General features: G+C 61.6%; 22 protein-coding genes. 12 read left to right on the top strand and 10 right to left on the bottom strand.

Annotated features, from left to right (window positions below):
• Nucleotides 1-229: 229 nt before the first annotated feature.
• Entirely contained in the window at nt 230-829 is a 600-nt protein-coding gene (locus C484_RS21245; protein WP_006827922.1) for a DUF7344 domain-containing protein, read from the bottom strand.
• A 962-nt stretch (nt 830-1,791) separates the two neighbouring features.
• Between C484_RS21245 and C484_RS21240 the strand changes: the two genes are divergently transcribed.
• Nucleotides 1,792-2,745, top strand: a complete 954-nt coding sequence (locus C484_RS21240; RefSeq protein ID WP_006664199.1) for a transcription initiation factor IIB — start codon at nt 1,792-1,794, stop codon at nt 2,743-2,745.
• Here C484_RS21240 and C484_RS23820 read toward each other — a convergent pair.
• Nucleotides 2,738-2,914: a hypothetical protein gene (locus C484_RS23820; protein ID WP_006827921.1), complete on the bottom strand. Its 177-nt coding sequence runs from the start codon at nt 2,912-2,914 to the stop codon at nt 2,738-2,740. The two genes, C484_RS21240 and C484_RS23820, sit on opposite strands and share 8 nt — an antisense overlap.
• A 139-nt stretch (nt 2,915-3,053) precedes the next feature.
• Here C484_RS23820 and C484_RS21235 point away from each other — a divergent pair, with 139 nt between their 5' ends.
• Nucleotides 3,054-5,099 (top strand): DEAD/DEAH box helicase, encoded by a 2,046-nt coding sequence (locus C484_RS21235; RefSeq protein ID WP_006827920.1) that lies wholly within the window; start codon nt 3,054-3,056, stop codon nt 5,097-5,099.
• 138 nt (nt 5,100-5,237) lie between these two features.
• Here C484_RS21235 and C484_RS21230 read toward each other — a convergent pair whose 3' ends face one another.
• A complete protein-coding gene (locus tag C484_RS21230) occupies nt 5,238-6,239 on the bottom strand; it encodes a hypothetical protein (protein WP_006827919.1) in 1,002 nt (333 codons plus the stop codon).
• Between the two features lie 321 nt (nt 6,240-6,560).
• Here C484_RS21230 and C484_RS21225 point away from each other — a divergent pair, with 321 nt between their 5' ends.
• A complete protein-coding gene (locus tag C484_RS21225; protein WP_006827918.1) occupies nt 6,561-7,223 on the top strand; it encodes a hypothetical protein in 663 nt (220 codons plus the stop codon).
• A gap of 47 nt (nt 7,224-7,270) precedes the next feature.
• Here C484_RS21225 and C484_RS21220 read toward each other — a convergent pair whose 3' ends face one another.
• Together C484_RS21220 and C484_RS23515 are read right to left on the bottom strand one after the other, a co-directional pair.
• On the bottom strand, nt 7,271-7,615 hold the full coding sequence (locus tag C484_RS21220; RefSeq protein ID WP_006827917.1) for a hypothetical protein: 345 nt from the start codon (nt 7,613-7,615) through the stop codon (nt 7,271-7,273).
• Nucleotides 7,616-7,853: 238 nt separating this feature from the next.
• Nucleotides 7,854-8,018 carry a hypothetical protein gene (locus tag C484_RS23515; protein WP_160164261.1) on the bottom strand — a complete coding sequence of 55 codons (165 nt, stop codon included), beginning with the start codon at nt 8,016-8,018 and terminating at the stop codon, nt 7,854-7,856.
• A gap of 108 nt (nt 8,019-8,126) precedes the next feature.
• Between C484_RS23515 and C484_RS23300 the strand changes: the two genes are divergently transcribed.
• From C484_RS23300 to C484_RS21215, 3 genes are all read left to right on the top strand, one after another.
• Nucleotides 8,127-9,134 carry a hypothetical protein gene (locus tag C484_RS23300; protein WP_152422769.1) on the top strand — a complete coding sequence of 336 codons (1,008 nt, stop codon included), beginning with the start codon at nt 8,127-8,129 and terminating at the stop codon, nt 9,132-9,134.
• A 70-nt stretch (nt 9,135-9,204) separates the two neighbouring features.
• The gene (locus C484_RS23510; protein ID WP_160164260.1) at nt 9,205-9,360 is read left to right on the top strand and encodes a hypothetical protein; all 156 of its coding nucleotides are present in this window, start codon (nt 9,205-9,207) and stop codon (nt 9,358-9,360) included.
• Between the two features lie 217 nt (nt 9,361-9,577).
• A complete protein-coding gene (locus C484_RS21215) occupies nt 9,578-11,404 on the top strand; it encodes a helicase HerA domain-containing protein (protein WP_006827915.1) in 1,827 nt (608 codons plus the stop codon).
• A 119-nt stretch (nt 11,405-11,523) separates the two neighbouring features.
• Here C484_RS21215 and C484_RS21210 read toward each other — a convergent pair whose 3' ends face one another.
• Complete coding sequence (locus tag C484_RS21210; protein WP_006827914.1) at nt 11,524-12,657, bottom strand: DegT/DnrJ/EryC1/StrS family aminotransferase; 1,134 nt, start codon at nt 12,655-12,657, stop codon at nt 11,524-11,526.
• A 225-nt stretch (nt 12,658-12,882) separates the two neighbouring features.
• Here C484_RS21210 and C484_RS21205 point away from each other — a divergent pair, with 225 nt between their 5' ends.
• A complete protein-coding gene (locus C484_RS21205) occupies nt 12,883-14,508 on the top strand; it encodes an alkaline phosphatase family protein (RefSeq protein ID WP_006827913.1) in 1,626 nt (541 codons plus the stop codon).
• Nucleotides 14,505-15,530: a lipid II:glycine glycyltransferase FemX gene (locus C484_RS21200; protein ID WP_006827912.1), complete on the top strand. Its 1,026-nt coding sequence runs from the start codon at nt 14,505-14,507 to the stop codon at nt 15,528-15,530. The genes C484_RS21205 and C484_RS21200 overlap by 4 nt, the downstream gene beginning before the upstream one ends.
• Before the next feature lie 80 nt (nt 15,531-15,610).
• Here the strand turns inward: C484_RS21200 and C484_RS21195 are convergent, their stop codons facing one another.
• The gene (locus tag C484_RS21195) at nt 15,611-15,925 is read right to left on the bottom strand and encodes a MarR family transcriptional regulator (RefSeq protein WP_006827911.1); all 315 of its coding nucleotides are present in this window, start codon (nt 15,923-15,925) and stop codon (nt 15,611-15,613) included.
• A 190-nt stretch (nt 15,926-16,115) separates the two neighbouring features.
• Between C484_RS21195 and glmM the strand changes: the two genes are divergently transcribed.
• Nucleotides 16,116-17,429, top strand: coding sequence for a phosphoglucosamine mutase (glmM, locus tag C484_RS21190; protein ID WP_006827910.1), 1,314 nt, complete (start codon nt 16,116-16,118; stop codon nt 17,427-17,429).
• A 614-nt stretch (nt 17,430-18,043) separates the two neighbouring features.
• Here glmM and C484_RS21185 read toward each other — a convergent pair.
• Nucleotides 18,044-18,253: a DUF7563 family protein gene (locus tag C484_RS21185; RefSeq protein ID WP_006664187.1), complete on the bottom strand. Its 210-nt coding sequence runs from the start codon at nt 18,251-18,253 to the stop codon at nt 18,044-18,046.
• A 408-nt stretch (nt 18,254-18,661) separates the two neighbouring features.
• Between C484_RS21185 and glmU the strand changes: the two genes are divergently transcribed.
• Entirely contained in the window at nt 18,662-19,843 is a 1,182-nt protein-coding gene (gene glmU / locus C484_RS21180; RefSeq protein WP_006827908.1) for a bifunctional sugar-1-phosphate nucleotidylyltransferase/acetyltransferase, read from the top strand.
• Between the two features lie 231 nt (nt 19,844-20,074).
• On the opposite strand, the gene glmS is transcribed toward glmU, so the two are convergent.
• Complete coding sequence (glmS, locus tag C484_RS21175) at nt 20,075-21,889, bottom strand: glutamine--fructose-6-phosphate transaminase (isomerizing) (RefSeq protein ID WP_006827907.1); 1,815 nt, start codon at nt 21,887-21,889, stop codon at nt 20,075-20,077.
• 639 nt (nt 21,890-22,528) lie between these two features.
• Between glmS and C484_RS21170 the strand changes: the two genes are divergently transcribed.
• Complete coding sequence (locus C484_RS21170; protein ID WP_006827906.1) at nt 22,529-22,717, top strand: DUF5786 family protein; 189 nt, start codon at nt 22,529-22,531, stop codon at nt 22,715-22,717.
• 140 nt (nt 22,718-22,857) lie between these two features.
• The gene (locus C484_RS21165; protein ID WP_006827905.1) at nt 22,858-23,097 is read left to right on the top strand and encodes a hypothetical protein; all 240 of its coding nucleotides are present in this window, start codon (nt 22,858-22,860) and stop codon (nt 23,095-23,097) included.
• A gap of 32 nt (nt 23,098-23,129) precedes the next feature.
• Here the strand turns inward: C484_RS21165 and C484_RS21160 are convergent, their stop codons facing one another.
• The gene (locus C484_RS21160; RefSeq protein ID WP_006827904.1) at nt 23,130-23,954 is read right to left on the bottom strand and encodes a helix-turn-helix domain-containing protein; all 825 of its coding nucleotides are present in this window, start codon (nt 23,952-23,954) and stop codon (nt 23,130-23,132) included.
• Nucleotides 23,955-24,103 lie beyond the last annotated feature (149 nt).

The following is a 24,103-nucleotide window of genomic DNA, read 5'->3' as shown; positions in this document are numbered from 1 at the left end:
AGAGGCTGATAATCGGTACTCGATAATCAGATGGCTCCCGCGCGTGGAACAGCAAGCTGGCACGCGAACTGCTCCGGTACTGGATGACGGTCGCCGGGAGCCATCTGATGGTACGAACGGCCCGGGTAAAAGTCCTTCTCGATTCTGTTCGTCGTCGAGAACGCCAGCGGGAACGACTGGTCAGATTCTGTGAGTCGTGGACGAGCGGGTGGATACGAACGAAACGGATTTACTCGATTCGGGAGAGTTTGCCGTCGACATCGCGTTCGTGCTGGCGGTTCGTCGCGACGTGGGCGAGCGAGAGGACGAAAAACGCGGCGACGACACCGCCAGCGATCGCAACCGTTGGGAGGGCCGTGAGCCCAGGAAGACCAATCAGTGCCGCACTAACGAGGAGGCCACCGGCCACACTCAGGCCGGCGTACCACCGATCCCATCGGTCCTGTCGGTGGGTATCTGTATCCAGATACATCATCAGCAGGTCGGCGTTGTCCGCCAGCGAGATCAGTCCGCGATCCTGATCGTATTCGACGATACCGGCATCGTCCATTTTTGGGAGATGGGTCTGATAGAGCGCGACGTAGACCCGCTTTCGCTGGTCCGAACTGAGGGCATTAACGCTCGTATCGTTCTCCCAGGCGGCGATCTGTTCGGCGAGTTCACCGAGCGTGACGGTTTCGTCGGCCTCGAGCAGGTAGGTGAGGACTTCGCGTCGGCGGCGGTTCTTCAGGAGTTCGAAAATGACGTCTTTGGAGAGTTGGTCGTCAGTTTCGGCGTCGCCGACGGAGGAGGAGAGTTCGTCCGGAAGAGAGGTATCGACGGAGGACATTATCGCGTGCCTCCGCCGGTTGGGAGCCGTCCGGTGGACCGGTTGCAGTGGTTGTGGACGAACTGTTTCCGGGTTGATCGGGGTTGGGGTTGGATTTGGGGTTGGGTTTGGTCCCGTGTGGAGTGTTGATTGTAGAGTCGATTCTGGGAACGGTTTTGGTATCGGTTCTGAGTTCGGGTTCGAACCTGTTCCCGGTGAACACGTCGTCGCTCAGAGTTCGATTCCAGTGGTTCCGCTGGGACGGTTTGAGCCGAGGACTGCCGTCGCCAGGCCGTGTCCGAACCACTGGACTGTCGGACCGGCAGCGGCCCCTGTACGCTCGAACGGCAATTCGCAGTCACGATTGACACACCAAGTTGTACACCAACAGAGACACTCTTAAGCACAGCCACGTTTCGCACCGGCTGCAAAGGGGGTACGGACCGGCTTCTCGACGCGACGCTGTCGAGGCGATGAATGCGTGATTGCTGTGGACGATTCGAGATCGAGTGCAGCGCCAGTATCGATGGATTGGGCGTCTGTATCGACGCCGTACGACTGTGGCTCGAAACGCGGTATCGATGCGGAGAGTGGCGTCGGTGTGCGGGTCGGCAACACAGCACTGTTAGGAAACGTTTGACTCGAACGACATAAATTCTCCTGACGGTTTGCACTCGAAAGCCATCTTTACGTGGGGAACTACAGTGTTACTCGTCGTCCAGTTACTATCTCGACCCAGTCATCGGCGGTGGACGCCACTTTCACTCTCCAGTGTGACTCCCATCAGGAGACGAAATCGCCGGACTTCCGGTCTGGGACGGGTCCGATTCGAACTCTCTCGCGAGACAAGTGACCGCTCTCGGGCACTGCTTCGGGACGCGAAACACGCCGTCGTCATGCCCTCTTCGGGTGCAGTAAGTCGGCGTTTCTCGCGAAACCATGTGAACCCCTTACAGTGATAGCACGGTTTCCGTCCACTACTGATGACGCAGTCCATCATCGACAAGACCAGAACCGAGGTCCAGGAGGCTGACCAAGGGTTATGTCCAGACTGCGAAACTGAGACGATCATTCACGATCCGGATCGCGGTGAACGCGTCTGCGGGGAATGTGGACTCGTCCTCACCGAAGATCCGATCGACTACGGTCCGGAGTGGCGCGCGTTCAACGCCCAGGAACACGACGAACTCTCCCGCGTCGGCGCACCCCTTACGCAGTCGATGCACGACCGCGGGCTGACGACGACGATCGACTGGCGCAACAAGGACGCAAACGGCCACTCGATGTCAGCCGACAAGCACGGCCAACTCCACCGGCTGCGCGTCTGGCAGGAACGCATCCGCACGAAAAACGCCGGCGAACGCAATCTCAAGTACGCTCTCTCGGAAATCGACCGCATGGTCAGCGCTCTCGGCGTCCCCAAACCCGTCAAAGAGACGGCAAGCGTCATCTACCGGCAGGCCCTCGAGCAGGATCTCATCCGCGGCCGCTCTATCGAAGGCGTCGCCACCAGCGCACTCTACACTGCCTGTCGAAAGGAAGGCATTCCGCGCAGTCTCGAGGAAGTAACGTCCGTCTCGCGAGTCGACCAGCGCGAAATCGGGCGCACCTACCGCTACATCGCCGACGAACTCGATATCAACCTCGAGCCGACGAACCCGCGCCAGTTCGTCCCCCGGTTCTGCTCCGAACTCGACGTGAGCAAAGCAGTCGAAACCAAAGCCGTCGACATCATCGAACAGACGACCGAACAGGGACTCCACTCCGGCAAATCACCGACCGGCTTCGCCGCCGCTGCTATCTACGCCGCCGGCCTGCTCTGTGACGAAACGATCCCACAACGAGCCGTGGCCGACACCGCCCAGACCACCGTCGTCACCGTCAGAAACCGCTACCGGGAGCAACTCGACGCGATCGATCAAGCGCCGGTTACATGATCGACCGCTCGTTCTCGTTGTAGACGTCCTCGTTGAGCAATGCGTGTAAATTCGCGTACGGGACGAACGCGATGAACTCGCCGTTCTCGTCGTAGAGCCTGAGTCCGTCGTCCGTTCGGTCGTAGTCCTCACACATGATCTGTCCCTCCGGGAGGATCGCGCGGAACATACGAGTTCATACGGCCTCGGTCGACATATAGTGTTGCGCTTTCACAGGCCACACCACACCACGGAAACGACCGACACGACTACTGCGCCCGTGTCGACTAAGCGAAATCTGTTTACTCCCGCCACCGCTAGGGCCTGCAGTGACAGACGAACGTTCGTCAGCGACGCGCAGCGACGAGCACCTTCCTGCCGCCGACGCCGTCGAGACCGACAGCGTGGACGCCGCCGACGGGAACGAACACGAGAATCCGAATGTGGACGCGGACGCAGACGCGGATGCGGATACGGACGCGGACGCAGACGCGGATGCGGATACGGACGCGGACGCACCCGCCAGCACGGGTGCGGACGGCGAGTCGCACTCGCCGCTCCCACTCGAGACGTTCCACGACGCCTGCCAGCAGGCCGGCCGTCCCGTCCTCACCGCCGGCGAAGTCGCGCGCACGCTCGATCACCAGCCATCTCACGACGCCGTCAGCGACCGCCTCGACGCCCTCGCCGAGCGGGGCGATCTCGAACGCCTTGCCGTCTCGGCCGATCCCGTCGTCTGGTATCCGAACGAACTCGAGGACCTCACCGACCGCGAGCGCGTCGTCGTCTTCCCCAAACGCCGGGAAATCGTCGTCGACCGCCCCGACCAGTTCACCCGCGCCCAGCTCGCCCAGTTCGCCCACCTCGCGGACGGCAACGGCGAGGAGGGCTACCGCTACGTCGTCAGACCCGAGGACGTCTGGCAGGCCCCTCACGACTCTTTCGACGAACTCGCGCGAACCATGCGCCAGGCGCTCGGCCAGCGCTCGGCCGAACTCGAAGACTGGGTCCAGAGCCAGTGGGACCGCGCCCACCAGTTCCGGCTGGCGACACACGAGGAGGGCTACACCGTTCTCGAAGCCAAAAGCCCCGAAGTGATGGGCAACGTCGCCCGCCAGAAACTCGACGAGGAACACGTCCACGCCCCCATCTCCGACACCGAAGACTGGGTCCGCGAGGGCTCGGAAGCCGCGATCAAGCGCGTCCTCTACGAAGCCGGCTACCCCGTCCAGGACCACCGTGAACTCGACTCGGGCGAGCATCTCTCCGTCGAACTCGAAGTCTCCCTGCGCGACTACCAGCAAACCTGGATCGACCGCTTCGCCGAGGCCGGCGAGGGCGTCTTCGTCGGCCCGCCGGGCAGCGGCAAAACAGTGGCTGCGATGGGTGCCATGGCCCACGTCGAGGGTGAAACACTCGTCCTCGTTCCGAGTCGCGACCTCGCCCGCCAGTGGGCCGAGACGATTGAGGAGTTCACCTCGCTCGGTCCCCACCAGATCGGGCAGTACCACGGCGGCCAGAAGAACGTCCGCCCCGTTACCATCGCGACCTACCAGATCGCCGGGATGGACCGCCACCGCTCGCTGTTCGACGACCGCGAGTGGGGACTCGTGATCTTCGACGAGTGCCAGCACGTCCCCTCAGACGTGTACCGGCGAAGTACGCACCTGCAGTCGCGCCACCGCCTCGGACTCTCGGCCAGCCCCATCCGGGAAGACGACCGCCAGACCGAGATCTTCACCCTCGTCGGCCCCCCGATCGGCACCGACTGGCAGGCGCTCTTCGACGACGGCTTCGTCGCCGAACCCGAACTCGAGATCCGGTACGTCCCGTGGGGCGACGACGAACAGCAAAACGCCTACGCCTCCGCCGACGGACGCGAGCGGTACCGAATCGCCGCCCAGAACCGCGGCAAGATCGACGAGATCCGCTACCTCCTCGCCGCGGAGCCGAACTCGAAGGCCCTCATCTTTGTGGACTACCTGGACCAGGGCGGTGAACTCGCAACCGCGCTCGACGTCCCGTTCCTCAGCGGCGAGACGCCCCATCACGAGCGCCGGCGGCTACTCGAGGAGTTCAGGCGCGACGAGCGCGACCTGTTGATCGTCTCGCGGGTGGGTGACGAAGGGATCGACCTCCCGACGGCGGATCTGGCGATCGTCGCGTCCGGGTTGGGCGGTTCTCGACGGCAGGGAACGCAGCGAGCGGGGCGGACGATGCGGCCGGCAGGCGGCGCATTGGTCTACGTGCTCGCGACGCGCGGCACGCGCGAGGAGGATTTCGCGCGGCGACAGCTCCAGCACCTGGGCCGCAAGGGAATGACGGTCCGCGAGGAGACGATCGATCGAGATGACGCCGAGAGCGATCAGGAGTGAGATTTCCTGGTGAAGCCGCACGATTTCTTGTCGTGTGCGACGTGTCCCGCTAGAACAACGGATCTCCGTGTTCGACGGGTCTGTGCGGGACGGGCTGTATCGGTGAGACCGCGGCAGTAAGCAGTCCGCAACGACCGTCTACGGTTCGAACTGCTCCCGGTGGACGACGGTTTCCTTGTCGCCGTCGATCGCGGTGACGACGATTTGGTCGCCCGCAGGATCGACTTCCAGGTACAACGTGATTCCCGTCCAGGTTGCGCCGAACTCTTCGTTATTGTAGGCACCCGTCTGTCCGCCAGCAATCGTCGACTCGATACGAACTCGCTCCGCGTCGATCTCGGTCGAATCGGTGAGGACGACCGCCGCCTGGTTCACGTCGCTCGTAGGGCTGTCGTACTCCCAGTTGATTTCCTCGACGACGTCATTTGCCTCGTCCTCGATCGGTTCCTCGAACGCCTCCGACGGATCGTCCGGCGCGTCGTCCGCCGGACCCGAGAACAGATACTTCCATTCGCCGTTTTCGGTGGCGAGTACCCAGACGGTTGGGTCCCCACCGGACGGATCGTCGGCACTGACCTCGAGAAGCGCGAGCCGTTCGTCGGCAAGGTCGTCGTCGAGTTCGTCCCGGTCGAACCAGAACTCGCTTCCCTCGAGTTCGAAGACGGCGTCGGTAGCGGCGTCTCTCGATCGCACGGTGGTCTCGTACTCGCCGGGATCGTCGTCGCCGTTTCCGCCGCTGAACTCCCACCCCTCTTCTTCCAACGCGGCGGGATCGAGAGGGTTCAGTCGATGAGACACTTCGCTCATCGTCTCCGTGTCCTCTTCGACGGCCGCGTTGAGGTACGTCTCGACCACTGCGGATAGCGCAGTATCGACGCTGTCGTCGCGCTCTTTGGCCGCGTTCTCCTCGGCCGATTGATTGCCATCGTCGGTACCGTCAGTGTCTGCTTCATCTCTGTTTCCGTTTCCGTCTCCGTCTTCTGGAGCCGACTCGTCGGATAAGTCGCTTACACAGCCAGCCAGCGGCAGGGCCAGCGTTGCGATCCCGGCTTGCAGCGCGCGGCGTCGCGAGAACGGGGCCGCGGAACTCGTCTGCTCGTCGGTCGCGTTCGAGAGGACTGCATCTCGTCTGGGGGACATACGCTCCGTTTCTGTAATGTAGTATTGAGAGTTTGGATATCTGATTGCTTCGGGCCTGATACGGACTGTTGGTACTCAGTTCCGGCGTAACTGCGACCTTCCTGCGGTTGCGCCGGGAAATCGGTACAGCAGATCGTCTGAAGCGACGCTCGTAGCGGCGGTGTCGAACGCCGCTCGAGACGGACAGCGGCGACAACCGACCCGTCTCGACCGACGGTAACGACGGATCCGCTCTCTTCTGGGAGCACTGCAGTCAACCGACCGAAACGAGAACTCGATTCGGAACGTTCATCAGCCGATCATGACAGTGTCGAGTTAGGTATGTCCGCCACTGCCGGCGTCGAGGTCCCGGATCAGATCCGCACACTAACCGAACGGTATACACGTACTGAACGGCTTCTGACGCTTCTCGTCGCGGCGGTTGCTGTGATCGCTGTGTTTGGCGCGTTCGTCGTTCTGCCGTATTTCGCGGCCCTCGGGCTTTCGATCGCAGCTATCGCCCTCGTTCGAGTTCCGCTGCTCGAAACCGAGGGTGAGTTGCACTTGCGAACGGATGCCGATCCCGATGCCGTACGGAACGAGTTCGCGAGCGCGCTGCCGCCGGCGCTTCCGTTCCAATGGGGCAGGGCCGAAACGGTTCGCTCGACGGCGGACGGCGGAGTGTACGAGTACTCGTATCTGTTCGGCCAGCGGTCGATTACGATGGCGGTAACCGTTCGCTCCGGTTCCGAGACGAGTTCCGCTGGTGCCGACTGCGAACTCGATATCATGGCGGGCGAGAAACCGTGGGGACGATACCGCGTCTCCGTCGAAGAAGACGGGGAGAGCACAGCGGTCGTCGTCGCGTTCGAATCGACGCGCCGGTACGCGCTGAACCGGTTGACGCAGTTGGTGGCTGCGAATCGCTATCAGGAAGAAGCGTACGCGGCGCAGGGTTATACGGTGGTGGACAGGGACCGGTCGCTCACGCTCGGGAGGGCCTGAGACTGGAAGTGCTGTCCCGATCGAGTGGCGGCGATCGGAACGGTGAACTAGTCGACGGCCGAGAGCGTCGTCGGCGATCGCTCCGGCTCTGCTGTCTCTGCGGGCTCTGGTTCCACGTTTTCGACGGCTTTGATGCCGACGCCGGCCGCGAGTTTAGTTTTGGCCTCGGTCTCGTCGCGGCGGGCGGGGTCGCTGAACACGACTCGAACGCGGAGATCGACCGTCGTGTCGTTCAGTGCGGGATCGATGCCGCGAACGGTGGCGTCTTCGAGTCGGTCGACGGCGTCGATTCGTTCGACGACGCGCGTTGCGCCGTCGGCGAGGCTGCCGGTCGCGTTGATCGGCACGCGAACGGTGAGCGTCGCCGCGATTGTGGGTTGGGTGCGATCCATAAGCCCCCGCCGAGAGTCGAACTCGGCGGTCGGACGGCCCGTGTTGTCGGGCGTCCGCCGGTGGCCAATCCACTGCGGGGGGCGTCGCCCCGCGCAGCACTCGCTGGCCGGTGTCGCGTGAACCGAAAGGCGGAATCCCCGATTGCGTAATGGAGAAATCCGGAAAGGAACAGTCGTAGCGACCCCGACCGGCGAAGACGTGCGCGGCGCGGACGGGGTCAGAGACGACGTGGAGCCGTCAGCGATCCCGTCCACGGCCACCGATGAGCCCATTGCCAGCGAGATACCCGCCGGCGACGGACTCGAGAACTCGCCCGGCAGCGACGATGGCTGCCGCGTGACGAGCGGATGGTGGCGTGGTCGAGATCATCGGAACGATCGATACGTTGAGCGGGAGTGACATAATCTTTTCTCAGGTGTGTTAGTAACAACCATTCTCACTATGGGGTATTATACTGACATCAGAATGTTGAAAACACTTAATATTTTGAAGTTAATATGGTACATTGCAATGGTAGAAGATAGCAACCATCACAATGATAGATCGAGAAAATTGAACACATCTCGACGAGGCGCTATAGGATTGCTCGCGAGTGCTGTCTGTTTTTCTGGTGTAACGACTGCATCCCGAGATCACCAGGTTGATATGACAATTGTCAATCGACCATATTCAGATGAAATATCGCAACAAGAGATAGAAGAGTTCCAAAAACAGAGTGTGATAAATTACCGACAAGAAGTTGATGATGAAGAATCACAATATTTTGTACAACTAGAATCAAATACAGGGAGATTAGTTTCTTATGTTTCTGTAGTTGATGAGCGTGGAACTGTACGAGAACATTTTACTTTCGCAGACGATCCCTCTCAAGTTCCTAAAGCGCATGCTGAAGCGCATAAACAGGCAGAAATAATTGAGTCAGAACTAACTACAAATGAAACAGGTGATAGTTCAATATCTGACAGTGAATGGAATATATTACATGAAGGTACCAGAACAAACTATAATTCATTTGGTGACCTCTGGTCCAGTTATGAACTTGTCCAGAGTACAGAAAACAGAGATATATTCGCGTATAAGGAAAACTTCGACCAGACAGGTAAGAATGGGTATGAAAATGACGATGCAGGAGTAGAAATGAATTGGTCAAATAGTAATCCAGATATGGAAATTCATGACTGGGAACCGTACAATGGCACTGATAGCGGTGGTGAGAGATACTTTGAGGTGTCTGTCCCAGGTGGGATTTCGTATGGTTATCAGTCATCATGGAGCGAAATAGAAATTGATCGAACTACGAATTATTCAGATCAAACAGTCGTGTTTGATTGTTATTATCATGGTGATGGAAGAGATGGTAGTTCAGGCTTCCAACCAAGTTCAATCGCCAAACGAACTGGTGGATTAAGTAATAATCTATTTAGTGTTGAATCAGATGCGAGCTTCCACTACGATTGTGCCAGTTGCAAACCGGATTTTGAGCGTATAAAAACAAGCAAATCATTTTTACCCTACTAAGTTAATAATCTGTTTCAGGATGTCAATCGCTCACCAAAACATTTATCATAACTAATATTCATTAAATGATATGAACGGTGCAGCATTACAGCGTTTTTCGATGATATTATTATTGTTTGTTGGTGCGGTTGAAATTAGTGGGGCACCTGGTAGGACATATTCACATTTTATTCTTCTTACTGGATTAATAATTGGTATAGTTGGACTATCTAATGAGCTGGGGTAAATATTCAAACATAGCATAGTGGCGATTTTATTACTTTCTTTATTTTCAATCACAATTGGAACTGATCACGGCGACAGTCGATTTGTTCGATCAGTTATAGGGATCTGCTCCGTGATTTTTAACGGATTTTGGCGACATGTCGAGGCCAATATTCAAGGTCGCGTGTTCGGACTGTATTGATAATGAGCGAGTCGCGCGCGGACGAGGTGGGGCGGCGGTGAGCGAGCAACGCGAAGTGCTCGTGGGCGAAACGGCCGACGGCACGGATCTACACCTGCCGGTCGTCGAACTGCTGACGGGCCGCGGATTCGTCACCGGCAAGTCCGGGTCGGGCAAGTCGAACACCGCCTCCGTCATCGCCGAGGAACTGCTCGAGGCCGGCTTCCCGCTGCTCATCGTCGACACCGACGGGGAGTACTACGGCCTCAAGGAGGAGTACGAGATGCTCCACGCCGGGGCCGACGAGGAGTGTGACATCCAGATCGGTCCCGAACACGCCGAACAGATGGCGACGCTCGCCTTAGAGGAGAACGTCCCCGTCATCCTCGACGTCTCGGGCTACCTGGACGAGGACGAGTCGGACAAGTTGTTACGAAAGATCGCCCGCCAACTGTTCGTCAAGGAAAAGAAGCTCAAGAAGCCGTTCCTGCTCGTCGTCGAGGAGGTCCACGAGTACATCCCCGAGGGGGGCGGCGTCGGCGAAACCGGGAACCTCCTGATCAAGATCAGCAAGCGCGGGCGCAAGCACGGCCTCGGCATCCTCGGCATCAGCCAGCGCCCGGCCGACGTCAAGAAGGACTTCATCACGCAGGCGAACTGGCTCGTCTGGCACCGCCTCACCTGGGACAACGACACCAAGGTCGTCGGCCGGATCATCGACACCGAGTACTCCGAGATGGTCTCCGATCTGGACGATGGCCAGGCGTTCGTCCAGACCGACTGGACCGACATCGATGTCCGCAAGGTCCAGTTCCGGCGCAAGCGAACGTTCGACGCCGGCGCGACGCCCGGCCTCGACGACTTCGAACGCCCCGAACTCAAGTCCGTCTCCGACGCCCTCGTCGGGGATTTGCAGGACATCTCCGAGCGCAAGGACCGCGAACAGGACCGCATCCACGAACTCGAGGCCGAACTCGAGAAGAAAGAGAAACGCATCGAGACCCTGGAGGACGAACTCGAGTCCGCCCGAGACGTCTCGAGCGCGGCCAAACAGATGGCCGACGCGTTGAGCAATCCCGGCACGGTCCAGACGCAACTCGGCGGCGGCAACGACGAGGAACTGCGCCGTCTCCACGAGGAGGTCGTCGACCTGGAAGACGAGCGCGACGACCTCCAGGCTGAACTCGAAGCGCGCAAGGAACGCATCGAAGAACTCGAACGGACGCTCGAATCCCGGACGAAGACCATCGAGCGACTGCGGGAAGAAGCCGAACGACTGCGGTCGCGAGTTCAGGAACTCGAAGCCGAAACCTCGACGGACGCTGAGGAGGTCGGTGACGGTGACGGCGACGCTGACGCCGACGCAGCGTCGGAGACGATCGTGCAAGCCGGCGGCACCCCTGTCGAACTGGGATACGTCGGTACCGGCGGTGACGAGGGGCAGTCGGCGCTCGTCGTCGCGAACGACGAGACGGAGTACGACATGGGCGATGTCGTCGCGTTGCTCGAGCCGACCTGGATCGGCGGTCGTCTCGAGCGGGCGAGCGAGGGATCTCGATGTACGGTCGAGACGGCCGCACACGTACTCGTGGTGCTGGCTGGCGAGGGACCACTCGAGACGGAGCGGATCGCGACGGCGGTCGACCGCTCGACGGTCGCGGTTCAGAGTCTCCTTTCCGAACTGCGCACGGAAGCCGTCCTCGACCGGACCGGCGTGCGGTCGTACGATCTTGCGGATGCGGTTCGGTCGAAACTGCAGGCGTTGGCTACGGCTGAGGAAGCGGAGACTGCGAGCGACGACGGGGACGACAAGCGCGAACAGCAGCAGAAGACCGAAAGGACCGAGCAGGAAGCCGGAATCCGCCCGGAACGGCGCACGCAGTGATCGCTGTTGATACGACTCGCTGCGGACACGGCCGCTCCGCTGCTGACACGATCGACTTTGCCGCTGATACAACCGACTACGCTACTGACACGACCGGAGAGCGAGTCAGCCACCCGCAACTACGGCCGGCGAAGCGACTCACCGACCGCCTCGATCGCCGTCGTGTCGATGTGCTGGTGAACCGGGAGCGTGACGAGTTCGTGTGAGAGTCGCGTCGCCGTCGCGTACTCGGGCTCGCCCCGTACCGCCGTCGAGAGTCGCGGCCAGGTGTGAACTCCCTCGACGCCGCAGCGTTCGAGTTCGGTGATGAACGCGTGGGGGCTGTCCGTGCGGACCGGAACGGCCTGGGGACAGATTCCCTCGGGAAGCGTGGTGAACACCGGGTCGACGCCCTCGCGACCGTCGAGGAGTTGCACCCAGGCCCGAAAGTTCGCCCGCCGCGTGCGACGGATCGCGACCGGATCGATGTCGCCGGCGACGAACGCGGAGAGTTTCGACATCGGCGTTTTCCAGGCTTCGTATCGCTGGCGCGGCGTCGGGACGATCGGCGACCGCCGCCGGCCGGCGAGAAGGCGTTCGAACGAGTGTCTCACTCTCGGCACAGTATCGAGCGTCTCTCGAGCGACCGATTTGAGGACGTACTGATAGTCCCGACCGTCGAACGCATCGTGAACACCGGCGAGCGGCGAGGGTTCGTACCGGTCGATCACGCCATCATCGGTACGGTAGAGAATCGCCCCGTTCGGAACCGGCAGGAGCTTCCAGAGGCTCGTGATCCCGAGATCGCCGTGCGTTCCGAGCAACGTGTCACGGTCGACGCTAAGCGGTGCGTGGGCGTTATCGTCGATATGATAACAGCCGTAGTCGTCGACGATCGCCATCAGTTCGTCGAGTCCGGGCTGGGGGAACCCGAAGTAGTCGACCGACATGACCGCGAGCGTGTCGCCGTCCAGTCGCCGTTCCAAGTCGACGAAATCGGGCGCAAGCGTCGGCTCGACGGCGTAGTATCGCGGCTCGAGTTCGAGTTCACGAAGTGGCTCGACGACGGCGTCCGGGAGGTACGCCGGGACGACGACGTTCTGCTCGCAGTCCGGATCGGCGTCGACGAGTCCGGCGAGCCCGTCGCGAAGGGCGAGTTTTCCCGAGCCGTAGAAGCTGAACTCGCGGGCGTAGCGGTCGACAAACGGCTCGATACCGGTCGACTGCCTGGAGGGGAGCGAAGAGACGAGCAGCGATGGCGTTTCGCTGATCATCGGTCCACAGCACGGGTCGCTATCCTTGTCACCACGAGGCGCATCACAGCCGAATGTAGCCGAAGACGCCCTTAGTGATGGAGACAGTACACTGGTCGTGCCAGTGACAGGATGGGCTTACAGTCCGGAGTCGTCGTCGGCCGACTGGCGAGTGAGTATACAGACCCGGCTTACACGGACAAAATACTCGCATAACAAAGCAGGGACGGACGCAATCGCTCCGCCATGGATGATTCGACCGACGAAACCGGGCTCTCCTTACTGGTAGTCGGACTCGATGCTGCCTGTCGCCCGATCCTTCACCCGCTGTTCGAGTCGGGTGCGGTTCCGACGCTACAACGCGTGTTTGAAACCGGGACCAGCGGGCCGCTCGAGTCACAGATCCCGCCCTGGACGGCGAGCGCGTGGCCGTCGATGTACACCGGGAAGAACCCCGGCAAGCACGGCGTCTTCGATTTCCTCTCGTTCGACGGCTACGACTGGGACGTGGTGAACTCGACGCACGTTCGAGAACGGCCGGTGTGGGAGCTCCTGAGCGAGCACGGCATCTCGAGCGTCGTCGTCAACGTGCCCGTCACGCACCCGTCCCGCGAGTTCGACGGCGCGCTGATCCCCGGCATGACCGCACCCGAGGACCCGGACTGCCACCCAGAGGGGATTCTCGAGGACGTGAAACTCGCCTGCGGGGACTACCGGATCTACCCCCAGAGCGGCCCCGAGCCGGACCGCTCGATCGAGGGCTACGAGCGGACGATCGAACTCCGGGGGAAGGCGTTTCGATATCTCTGTCGCCGGATCGACCCCGACTTCGGCTTCGTCCAGTTCCAACAGACGGACTCGGTATTCCACGAACGGCCCGGCGACAAGAAGGCCATCGAGGCTGTCTACCGTGAAGTCGATAGCCAGCTCGCCGAAACGATCGAAGAGACCGACCCCGACAACGTGCTGGTAGTCAGCGACCACGGCATGGGACCAGTTTCGGGCCCCGAGTTCAGGATCAACGAGTTTCTCAGGGACGAGGGCTACCTCGGCGCGCTGAAGGGTGGCGAGGGGATGCCCGACTGGTCGAAAGCCTGGGAAAACGACCTGCTCGAGGGCGACGACGCCGGGTCTAACGAAACCAGCGCGATCGAGACGGCCATGAACGCGGCCGCGAAAGTCGGGGTCACCACACAGCGCGTCGCGACCGCGCTCGATTACGTCAGACTCAAGGAGCCGATCGGCCGTCGCGTCCCGAACGACATGATCCGGGCGGCGAGCGAGCAAGTCGACTTCCCGAACTCGCAGGTCTACATGCGCTCGAAAAGTGAACTCGGGCTCCGGATCAATCTCGAGGGTCGCGAGCCGAACGGGCAGGTGGCCGCCTCCGAATACGAGCAGGTGCGCGACGAGGTTATCGACAACCTCGCCGACGTTCGAACGCCCGACGGGGAGCCGGTGTTCGACGCCGTCGCCCCGCGGGAGGTGTACTTCGACGGCCCGCACGTCGAGCACGCCCCCGACATCGTGACGGTCCCCGCCGCCTTCGATACGGCCGTCGTCGCCGACCTCGGTCAGGCGCAGTTCGGCGAGCCGATGGAATCCTGGAACCACAAACAGACCGGCGTCGTCGCCGCGGCCGGGGAGGCGTTCGACGAACAAGCGGGTCTCGAGGGGGCGACGATTTTCGACATTGCACCGACGATCTGCTCGCTGTTCGACGTGCCGATCGACGCCGCGATGGACGGCACCACGCTCCCGATCGTCGAGGAGAGTACGACGACCGAGTATCCGGCCTACGAGCCAGCACCGATCACGGCGACCGACGACAGCGCCGTTGAGGATCGGCTCTCCGACCTGGGGTATCTATGACGATCGAAGTCACCGAACTCGATCCGTGGCAGGACGCCGCCGAGTGGGACCGGTACGTCGAGCGCTCGGACGGAACGAACCCGTTTTTTCGGGCGGACGCGATCCGGATCCAGGCCCAGGATACGGGCACGACGCCACACTTGCTCGTCGGCTACAAGGGCCAGGAAGCGGTCGGTCTCTTTCCGCTCTTCGAGTTCACCAGAGGGCCGATTACGGGGGTGTTCTCGCCGGCACCGCAGTCGTGGTCGTGCTATCTCGGGCCGGCGCTGTTGAACGTCGACAAGCTCAAACAGCGCAAGGCGGACCGGCGGATCAAGCGATTTCTCGAGGGCTGTTTCGCGTGGCTCGATGCGGAGATCTCGCCGCTGTACACGCGGATCGTCGCCGCCGAGTTCGACGACGTGCGCCCGTTCGTCTGGAACGAGTTCGACGTCGAGCCGTCGTACACCTACGTCGTCGACCTCACGGGTGGAGGGCGGTCCGAAGACGACCTGCTCGATCGGTTCAGCAGCGACGCTCGGAGCAATATCCGGAACGCCGATGAGGGCGAGGACGACTACGTGATCGAGGAGGGCGACACCGACGACGTCGAGCGGATCGTCGAGCAGGTCGCCGCCCGCTACGAGAACCAGGGGCGGGCGTTTCACCTGAGTCCGGCGTTCGCCCGGTCGTTGCACCGGGTGCTTCCGGACGGCTCGATCCGGCCGTACGTCTGTCGCGTCGACGGCGAGTTCGTCGGCGGCATTCTGGTCGTCGAGTCGGAGACGACCCGATACCGGTGGCAAGGCGGCGTCAAGCCCGATGCGGACGTGGACATCGCCATCAACGACCTGCTCGACTGGCACGTCATGCGCGACGGACTGCGCGCTGAACTCGAGCGCTACGACCTGGTCGGGGCGGGGGTGCCGAGCATCAACCGGTACAAGGCGAAGTTCAATCCGCGCCTGGTAACGAACTACGTCATCACGTCGGGCGCGTTCGGCTTCGATCTGGCGGTCGATCGGTACCGGAAGTATCGGTAGGCATCGCGGCCGCGTTCAGGCCGTTACGGAGATGCGAGGAGCAGGCCTCGCTCTGCAGGGCGGGCAACAAGAGTCAAGAGTCAAGAGTCGATAATCCGATACGTCGACTGGCGAGCGTCCTGCAGACAGACGCGGCTCTCGACGTGGTTTCCGTCCTCGAGTTTGCCGAGCGCGTAGCGGACGGTTCGGGCGCAGAGTCGCGACTCGGTGGCGAGTTCGTTCTGGGTCATCGTCCCCTCGTATTCGAGGACTTTGTAGACGAGTTTCGCGCTCGGGGGGAGGTCGGTCAGCGCGGTGTCGGCTTGGTCGGCTTTGTCGACATCCGAGTTCTGATCCGAGTCGGAATCGCCGTCGGCGTCGAACTCGTGTTCGGGAGTAGTATCGGTTGCGCGCATACGTTCGATCGGTATCTCGCGGTATTCCCGTAACGACCTATACGGTTTCGACAGTTTAGAAGACTAAGACCCTCCTAATGAGAGGACCGTTGTATCCCGGCGCGTCGTGATAGGGAGGTTCCCGGCTATTCGGGCGGATCAACGGCGTTAATCACAACATAGTAAGGCGCGTGACCGCATCACGACAGGTATGTTCGGAACAAGCGGTATTCGCGGGACGGTCGGCGACGAGGTGACCGCGGACCTCGCACTCGCTGTCGGTCGAGCGGTCGCCTCGGAGGGATACGACAGCGTCGTTCTCGGCCGAGACGTTCGCGAGAGTGGGACGATGCTGGTCGATGCTGTCGCCGCCGGACTCCGCGAGTGCGGCACGGACGTGATCGAGGTCGGCGTCGAGGCGACCCCGACCGTCGCCCGCTCGATCGCCCACCTCGATGCGGACGCGGGCATCGTTGTGACGGCCTCGCACAATCCCGAAACCGATAACGGACTCAAACTCTGGACACCTTCAGGGAAAGCCTTCGGTCCCGAGCAGCGAAACGCAATCGAGCGGCGCATCCGCGAGGACGACTACGAACTCGGCGCATGGGACGAACTCGGTACCCGACGCCGGTACGAGGATGCGACCGAGTTCCACGCGGACGCAATCGCAGACGCGGTCGACATCGAGGGGTCGCCGGCCGTCATCGTCGACGTGGGCAACGGCACCGGCGACATTACGGCGGCCGTCCTCGACGATCTGGGCTGTACCGTCGAAACCCTGAACGGACAGCCGGACGGCTCGTTCCCGGCCCGTCCGAGCGAACCAAACGCGGACACCCTCGAGACGCTCGCGACCGTCGTCGAGCACACCGACGCCGACCTCGGCATCGGCCATGACGGGGACGCGGACCGCATGATGGCCGTCGACGAAACCGGAACGTTCGTCCCGAAAGACGCCCTCCTCGCGGTCTTCGCTCGCGAGGCCGCCGGTGAGGGCGACCGGGTCGCCGCCCCCGTCGACACCAGTCTCGCCGTCGACGACGCGCTGACGGCCGTCGGCGCATCGCTCACCCGCACGCAGGTCGGCGATGTCTACGTCGCCGAACGCGCCACTGAAGCCGACGTTTCCTTCGGCGGCGAACCGAGCGGTGCCTGGATCTGGCCCGCCGAAACGCTGTGTCCCGACGGTCCGCTCGCCGCCTGCAAACTCGTCGCGTTCGTCGCCTCGCAGGGACCGCTCTCCGAACTCGCAGGCGAAATCGAACAGTATCCGATCCGTCGCACGTCGATCGAGGTGACGGACAAGACAGCGGTCATGAACGCCGTTCGAGAGCGCGTCACCGCGTCGTACGACGAAGTCGACACGCTGGACGGCGTCCGAGTCGAAACCGACGACGGCTGGTTCCTGATCCGCGCCAGCGGAACGGAGCCGCTCGTTCGGATTACGGCCGAGGCGCGAGCTGCCGCCGCTGCAGAGCGCGTCTTCGACGAGGCGAGTTCACTCGTCGAGGACGAGAGCTGAACTCGGCGGCGCACGTAGCGATGCGGTTGTGCGGGGGCGCAAGTAGTGACTACTGACTATTGAGAGGGGCTGAAGATTTGGGCGCTGAAGCGTGGAATCTGGGTTCTCCGGAGGCGACTGCTACGAGTTCTGTATTGCAGTGGTCGCTGGTGTCCGAACCGGGCTGTGAGAGCCGATTGTTACCGAACGAGCGATCGGCGACGCGCCATAAGCGGCGAGTTCAGTCTGTGGAAGGCGGAGAGGGGTTGTTCTTGTGTTCTTGTGCTGGTCGTGTCCGTATTCGTCTAAAAACAGGGACGGAAGGGAGGAACCGGATGAGACGGAGTGAGGCGGGATGTGGTGGGGTGGGAGAGGGTACGGGGTGGTGATCGGTGGGATCGAGGGGCGTCGCGTGGAGTTTGTGGGTTGAAGCCGGGAGTGGGTGGTGTTGGNGGGGTGGGAGAGGGTACGGGGTGGTGATCGGTGGGATCGAGGGGCGTCGCGTGGAGTTTGTGGGTTGAAGCCGGGAGTGGGTGGTGTTGGTGTTAGGGGGAGTAAGTGAAGGGTGGGAGGGTAGTGGGAGTGCGGTGAGAGCGGTAGTGTCTGGGCCGAGAGCGAGCTGTGGCAACCGAGTGTTAGCGGTCTTCTTCGGGGATGAAGTCGGACGTCTTCATCTCCCGGTAGGTTGCACAGTCGGGACAGGCGTGGACGACGTCGCGATTGTCACCGAAGACGCGAGCGAACTGACGGGTAACCTGATTGCCGCAGTTGACGCACCGGGGGGCACTCGTTTGCTGGCGAGACGTCATCGGCGTCCACTTCGCATCAGTTGGTTCCGTCGACATCAACAGGCCGTAACCACAGAACGGTATTTAATATAGACTGCATAACTCGATTTTTGAAAGGTAGTCTCGGATTTCACGTCCGATTCCCGGGGTAATTCGGAACGGCGGAGAATCGGTTGTATAACCGGTTTTCAACCGCGAAATTCAATATTTCTTGAGCGTAATGAATCGTTTCACCGGGTGTTTTTGCCCCGATTGATCGTCAGAGTGTAGTGCACCCGCTCGTCACTCTCAGATCGATCTTCCACGGGCCGATATAATAATCCGGTGAAACTGATCTGAACAGATGTGCGCGGGACAACGATGTCGGTTCCGGCAGGTACGTGTGCATTCCCCGTACATTCAGTGACACCCCTGGCGAGATTAGATGCTGTATATTTATCCCACCGATTCCCGTAGGTCGCGGTCATGAAAGCAGTCGTTCTCGCAGCGGGGGAGGGGACGCGAATTCGACCCCTCTCCGGCTCCGTTCCGAAGCCGATGTTGCCCGTCGCTGATCGTCCGCTCGTCGCCCACACCGTCGATGCCGCTATCGACGCCGGTGCCGACGAAATCGTCCTCGTCGTGGGCTACGAGTCCGAGACCGTCAGAGAGTTCTTCGGTGCTACCTATCGCGGTGTCTCCGTTTCGTATGCTGTCCAGACCGACCAGAACGGCACTGCCGATGCTGTCAACGCGGCTAGTGAGCATCTGGACGGTCCCTTTGCCGTCCTGAACGGTGACAATCTATACGACCCGGCCGCGATTGCGGCTCTGTTCGACAGCTGTCCGGCCGTCTGCGCGATCGAGGTCGAGAACCCTCGCAACTACGGCGTGTTGAGCACCGACGACGGCACCGTCGTCGACATCGTCGAAAAGCCCGCCGACCCGCCGACGAATCTCGCCAACGCCGGCGCATACGCCTTCCCCGAACGCGCCCGCGACTGGCTCGACGTTCCCGCAAGCGAACGCGGAGAACACGAGATCACCGACGTTCTCGCACGCGTCATCGACGAGTTCGCCGTCACGCCGGTCACGACCGACCGCTGGATGGACGTCGGCCGCCCCTGGGAACTGCTCGAAGCCAACGAATGGAAACTCGGTGAACTCGACCGCCGCATCGAGGGTGAGGTCAGCGATGCCGCCCAGCTCGAAGGTGCTGTGGTCGTCGAGGAGGGGGCAACCGTAAAGCCGGGCGTCGTGGTCGAGGGGCCGGCACTGATTCGATCGGGAGCGACGGTCGGCCCGAACGCGTACGTTCGCGGGGCGACGCTCCTCGGTGAAGACGTGTCAGTGGGCAACGCCGTCGAGATCAAAAACAGCGTTCTCTCCAGGGGCACGTCGGTCAGTCACCTGTCCTATGTCGGTGACAGCGTCCTCGGTCGCGACATCAACTTCGGAGCCGGGACGACGGTCGCCAACCTCCGACACGACGACGAGGCGGTCAAATTCACCGTCAAGGGCGAACGCATCTCGACGGATCGGCGAAAGTTCGGCGTCGTTGCCGGCGACGGCGTCAAGACGGGAATCAATACGAGTCTCACGCCCGGGTTAAAACTCGATACGGCGGCAACGACGCGGCCCGGTGAGGTCGTCGAACGCGATCGATAACGAACGCAACCGACGCTCTCAGGCGGCGATTTTATGTAGCGGTATCTGGCTAGTCCGATCGGAGACTGTCGATCGGTCACAGGGTACACGATCGTCGTCTCCAACAGCCCGTCTCGGCGTCGACATCGATCGCAGATCCGTTCGAGTTCGGGCCATCGATTCGCGTTGCCGTACGGATTCGAGGCGACGGGGGTGGCCTCGAATCCCGCGGTTTCGAGCAGTTATAGCGGTCTATTCGACGGTGACGCTCTTTGCCAGATTGCGAGGCTTGTCGATCGGCCGGTCGAGCTGGTTTGCCGCGTGATAGGAGACGAGTTGCAGTTGTACGTTCGCGAACAGACCTGCCAGTTCGGAATCGGTCGCCGGTATCGTGATGTGCTGGTCCGCCACCTCGACCGCCCGGTGGTCGTCCGGACAGATCGCGATTACGGGCGCGCCGCGGGTCTGGGCCTCCTCGGCGTTCTTGAGCGTTTTCTCGTCCTCGACCCCGGTAAAGACTGCAAATACCGGCGTGTTCGGCGTGACGAGTGCGAGCGGCCCGTGTTTGAGTTCACCCGAAGCGAAGCCCTCCGCGTGCTCGTAAGTAATCTCTTTGAACTTTAACGCCCCCTCGAGTGCGACCGGATAGCCGAGTCCGCGTCCGATGAAGAAGTACGACTGACTGTCCCGATAGCGGTCCGCAATCCGCGCTGCGTCGTCGGTCGCAAGCATCGACTCAAGCTGCGCGGGCATTCGAGACAGGTCGGGCAGAAGTGATGTGAGGTCTGCGGGCGGCTCGCCGCAGGTATCGGCGGCGATACGCTGCGCCAACAGCGTGAGCATGACTGCCTGCGAAGAGAACGTCTTCGTCGCGGCGACGCCGATCTCCGGGCCGGCACGGATAAACAGCGTGTCGTCCGCCTCGCGGGCGGCGGTCGAGCCGACCACGTTCGTCACGGTAAGCGTGTCCGCACCCGCCGCGGTCGCCTGGCGCAACGCGTTCAGCGTGTCCGCCGTCTCGCCGCTCTGTGTCACTGCAATGACGAGCGTCTCGTCGTCGACCGGCGGTGCCGTTACGCTGTACTCGTTCGCGAGCAGCGCTGTCGCCCGAATCCCTGCCTGGTTCAGCGCGAGCGAGCCGTACAGCGCCGCGTGATAGGACGTTCCACAGGCGATAAGCTGGACGTTCCCGACTCCCTCGAAGGTTCCTGGCGGAAAGTCCTCGAGCGCAATCTGCCCGTTCTCGGGATCGATCCGGCCCTCGATCGCCTGTGCGAGCGAGGTCGGCTGTTCGTAAATCTCTTTTAGCATAAAGTGGTCGTACTCGCCCTTGCCAGCCTGCTCGGGGTCCCACTCGACCGTCTCCGATTCGCGTGTGATCGACTCCCCCGCGAGATCCGTAAACTCGACGCCGTCTTCGTCGACGATCGCAACGTCGCCGTCCTCCAGATAGACCACGGTATCGGTGTACTCGAGGAACGCCGGCACGTCGCTCGCCAGGAAGAACTCGTCGTCCTCGACGCCGACGACGAGCGGCGATCCCTGTCGCGCCGCGTAGAGGACGTGCTCGCCGTCGAGCATCGCCGTCACCGCGTAACTCCCCTCGAGTTCATCGATCGCTCGCCGGAAGGCCGCCTCGTTCGCCATCCCGGCGTCGAGATAGTACTGAATGAGGTGGGGGATGACCTCCGTGTCGGTGTCGCTCGTGAACTCGTGGCCGCGCTCGCGAAGCCACGATTTGAGGTCGGCGTAGTTCTCGATGATTCCGTTGTGGACGACGGCGACGTCCGCGGTGTCGTCCGTGTGCGGGTGGGCGTTCTCGTCGGTCGGGGGGCCGTGAGTCGACCAGCGGGTGTGGCCGATACCGACGTTCCCCTCGATGCGCCTGTCACCGATCGAGTTCTTGAGTTCGTCGACCTTGCCGGAGCGTTTCTGGACGGCGATTCCGGAGCCGTTCTGGACGGCGATTCCGGCGGAGTCGTAGCCGCGATATTCGAGGTTTTCGAGCCCTGTAAGGAGCGTTTCAAGCGCGTTTCCGGTCCCGATGTGTCCGATAATTCCACACATCGATAGGTCACCCTCGAAGTGGCTGCCGGAGCTGGCAGCCGGTGGTGGCGACTGGCGAGTCGCGTGTGGGATGCGGTGCTGTTCCTGGGTGTGATAGCGGTGTCGACGATCGAGTTCGCCGAATGGATCGATCGCCCGTCACGGTCCGGCACGGGCGGAAACGAGGCACGGACATGGTACGACCACAGGCAAGCCGAACCCATTACTATAGGTAGACTACCGGAATCAACGGCGTTGCAGGATGCGTACAGTGACTCACTACACGCCACTCAGTCACCGTTTCGTGACTGTTCTACATTTTCGACCGTGGAATGCTGTATTGTACACCATCACTACGGATTGCTGTCAAATGCCCACTTAGAAGCGAATAATCGTGAGTATGTAAACCAAACAGCGATCCGACGAACGCGTATGCTGTTCCGAACGATCGCGCCGAACGGTCGAATCAGTGGTATGGACAGCCCACACTCGGCCAACGAACGGACGGCCGCCCGTCTCTCATCGCCGTCTCGTCTCGCCCCGTTCCCCGGTCGCTCGATCGAAAAAAGATCCGCCTAGAGACACGTCTCGTGTGCGTCAACACGCCGCAGAACGGCGTCGAACCGCCACACCTATGGTCCCGCTCGGTCCAGTACACCTATGGGTTTTGGTAGCTACGACGAATCCGAGCAACAGCAACAAACAACCGACGAAGACGATGTCGAGGCCGTCAACGTCCACCAGAACGACCACGACGGACAGCTCTCGTTCAAATCCAACGCCTCCACGGATGAACTCGTCTCCCAGTTGGGTGCGATGCGAGACGAGTCCGACGACGCCGACGAGTAACGACCGGCGCTTTCTCTCCGCTCTCGCTCCGCCCTCAAGCTAGCGCTGTACGCGACTCAGGTTCAGTTTCGTCTCGACGCCCTTCCACGCTCTATTCTTCAAACACAACAACTGTGAATGCCCTCCTCGTAGTTCCACCTGTGCCCGCTGAAGAACTCGACGAGGAACGCGTCCGTGAGATCGCCCGAGCTGTTTTCAAAGAATGGATCAAAACAGGCCTCAAAACGATTGGACTGCTCTTCCTTGCGATCCTCGGCGTTCAGATTCTCGCTTCATCGTTCAACAACTCTCTACTCTTGCTTCCGATCGGACTCATCGCCGGTAGCGCGCTTGTACTCTGGAGTCTGCGATCGATGTTCCGACTTCACGTCGTTCGTTAACCGGACGAAATGGGAACCGCTCGATCACCGAGTCAGGCGATCGTCGCCCCGCAGAGTTCACCGATCGCTCGGCGAAGCCGCTGTGAGACCGCCGACTTCGAGACGTCCAGTCGATCCGCGAGTTCATCCTGCGAAATCCCTCGTGGCACGTCGAAGTACCCTTCCTGGTAGGCAACGAGGAGCAATTCCTGTTGTTTCTCGGTCAGTGCGACCACACCGTCGTCCTCGTCGTCCGAGACCCGCAGGTGCTCGACGGCGACGGAGACGCCGCGTGCACGGCAGGTGTCGTTGAACTCGACCAGCGCGTCACGGTCCGGGAAGCGAAGCTGGACGAGCCAGCCGTCGCGCGAACTCGTGATATCGAGAATGTGGCCGTCGACGGGGGTCGTCATCGGAGCGAGCGGCAGTGCGCGGTCGGTGAGTGTCACACGGTAGACCCGTCTGTCGGAGTAGCGGTCGACGAGGACGGGATCCGTGACGGTCGGGTCGACTGCCAGCGCACGGTCGAACGGCTCGAACTCGGACCCGTAGACGGTGAGGAAGACGATGGTCCGGTCTTGCGGCGTCTGCGTGCGGTACTCGAGTTCGACGGTGGTATCGAGTGCGCGCCGCAGGGTTGGACGCAGGAGGAGGGCCTCGTGTTCGAGGCGGAGTTGCGCGATGACGCCGCCATCCGCCTGTGTACGCAGGGGCGTCTGTGCGGGGGTTGTTCCGGAGTGGTCGGCTGAACCGGTGTCGACCGTGGCTGTCGCCGACTCGGTCTGGCTCGCAGTCACGGACGCGGGTGGTGACTCCGCTTCGGCGTCCGTTCTCGCTCGCTCTCGTTTCTCCGTCGTCTCGGTAAGATCGAGACTCATGGAATCATCCCCCGCTCGCGTAGAAAGCTACTGTAAGAAGTTGTTACCGAACACACGCTCATCGATTCCGTGATTCGACTGTGACTACATGGGCGTGGAGGCTATACACGGAAATATATAAACAAATCGAGTCAATACTGATTCAACCG

It is taken from the genome of Natrialba taiwanensis DSM 12281, assembly GCF_000337595.1.
Lineage (GTDB): Archaea > Halobacteriota > Halobacteria > Halobacteriales > Natrialbaceae > Natrialba > Natrialba taiwanensis.
This window is presented reverse-complemented; position numbering and strand designations above follow the sequence as displayed.

Coding starts and splice junctions, on each gene's coding strand:
- C484_RS21230 (WP_006827919.1), bottom strand. CDS start 6,239: ATGTCCCCCAGACGAGATGCAGTCCTCTCGAACGCGACCGACGAGCAG.
- C484_RS21170 (WP_006827906.1), top strand. CDS start 22,529: ATGGGTTTTGGTAGCTACGACGAATCCGAGCAACAGCAACAAACAACC.
- C484_RS21160 (WP_006827904.1), bottom strand. CDS start 23,954: ATGAGTCTCGATCTTACCGAGACGACGGAGAAACGAGAGCGAGCGAGA.
- C484_RS21195 (WP_006827911.1), bottom strand. CDS start 15,925: ATGCGCGCAACCGATACTACTCCCGAACACGAGTTCGACGCCGACGGC.
- C484_RS21210 (WP_006827914.1), bottom strand. CDS start 12,657: ATGATCAGCGAAACGCCATCGCTGCTCGTCTCTTCGCTCCCCTCCAGG.
- C484_RS23820 (WP_006827921.1), bottom strand. CDS start 2,914: ATGTTCCGCGCGATCCTCCCGGAGGGACAGATCATGTGTGAGGACTAC.
- C484_RS23510 (WP_160164260.1), top strand. CDS start 9,205: ATGAACGGTGCAGCATTACAGCGTTTTTCGATGATATTATTATTGTTT.
- glmM (WP_006827910.1), top strand. CDS start 16,116: ATGTTCGGAACAAGCGGTATTCGCGGGACGGTCGGCGACGAGGTGACC.
- C484_RS21240 (WP_006664199.1), top strand. CDS start 1,792: ATGACGCAGTCCATCATCGACAAGACCAGAACCGAGGTCCAGGAGGCT.
- C484_RS21200 (WP_006827912.1), top strand. CDS start 14,505: ATGACGATCGAAGTCACCGAACTCGATCCGTGGCAGGACGCCGCCGAG.
- glmU (WP_006827908.1), top strand. CDS start 18,662: ATGAAAGCAGTCGTTCTCGCAGCGGGGGAGGGGACGCGAATTCGACCC.
- C484_RS21185 (WP_006664187.1), bottom strand. CDS start 18,253: ATGTCGACGGAACCAACTGATGCGAAGTGGACGCCGATGACGTCTCGC.
- C484_RS23515 (WP_160164261.1), bottom strand. CDS start 8,018: ATGTCACTCCCGCTCAACGTATCGATCGTTCCGATGATCTCGACCACG.
- C484_RS21225 (WP_006827918.1), top strand. CDS start 6,561: ATGTCCGCCACTGCCGGCGTCGAGGTCCCGGATCAGATCCGCACACTA.
- C484_RS21220 (WP_006827917.1), bottom strand. CDS start 7,615: ATGGATCGCACCCAACCCACAATCGCGGCGACGCTCACCGTTCGCGTG.
- C484_RS21245 (WP_006827922.1), bottom strand. CDS start 829: ATGTCCTCCGTCGATACCTCTCTTCCGGACGAACTCTCCTCCTCCGTC.
- C484_RS21205 (WP_006827913.1), top strand. CDS start 12,883: ATGGATGATTCGACCGACGAAACCGGGCTCTCCTTACTGGTAGTCGGA.
- glmS (WP_006827907.1), bottom strand. CDS start 21,889: ATGTGTGGAATTATCGGACACATCGGGACCGGAAACGCGCTTGAAACG.
- C484_RS23300 (WP_152422769.1), top strand. CDS start 8,127: ATGGTAGAAGATAGCAACCATCACAATGATAGATCGAGAAAATTGAAC.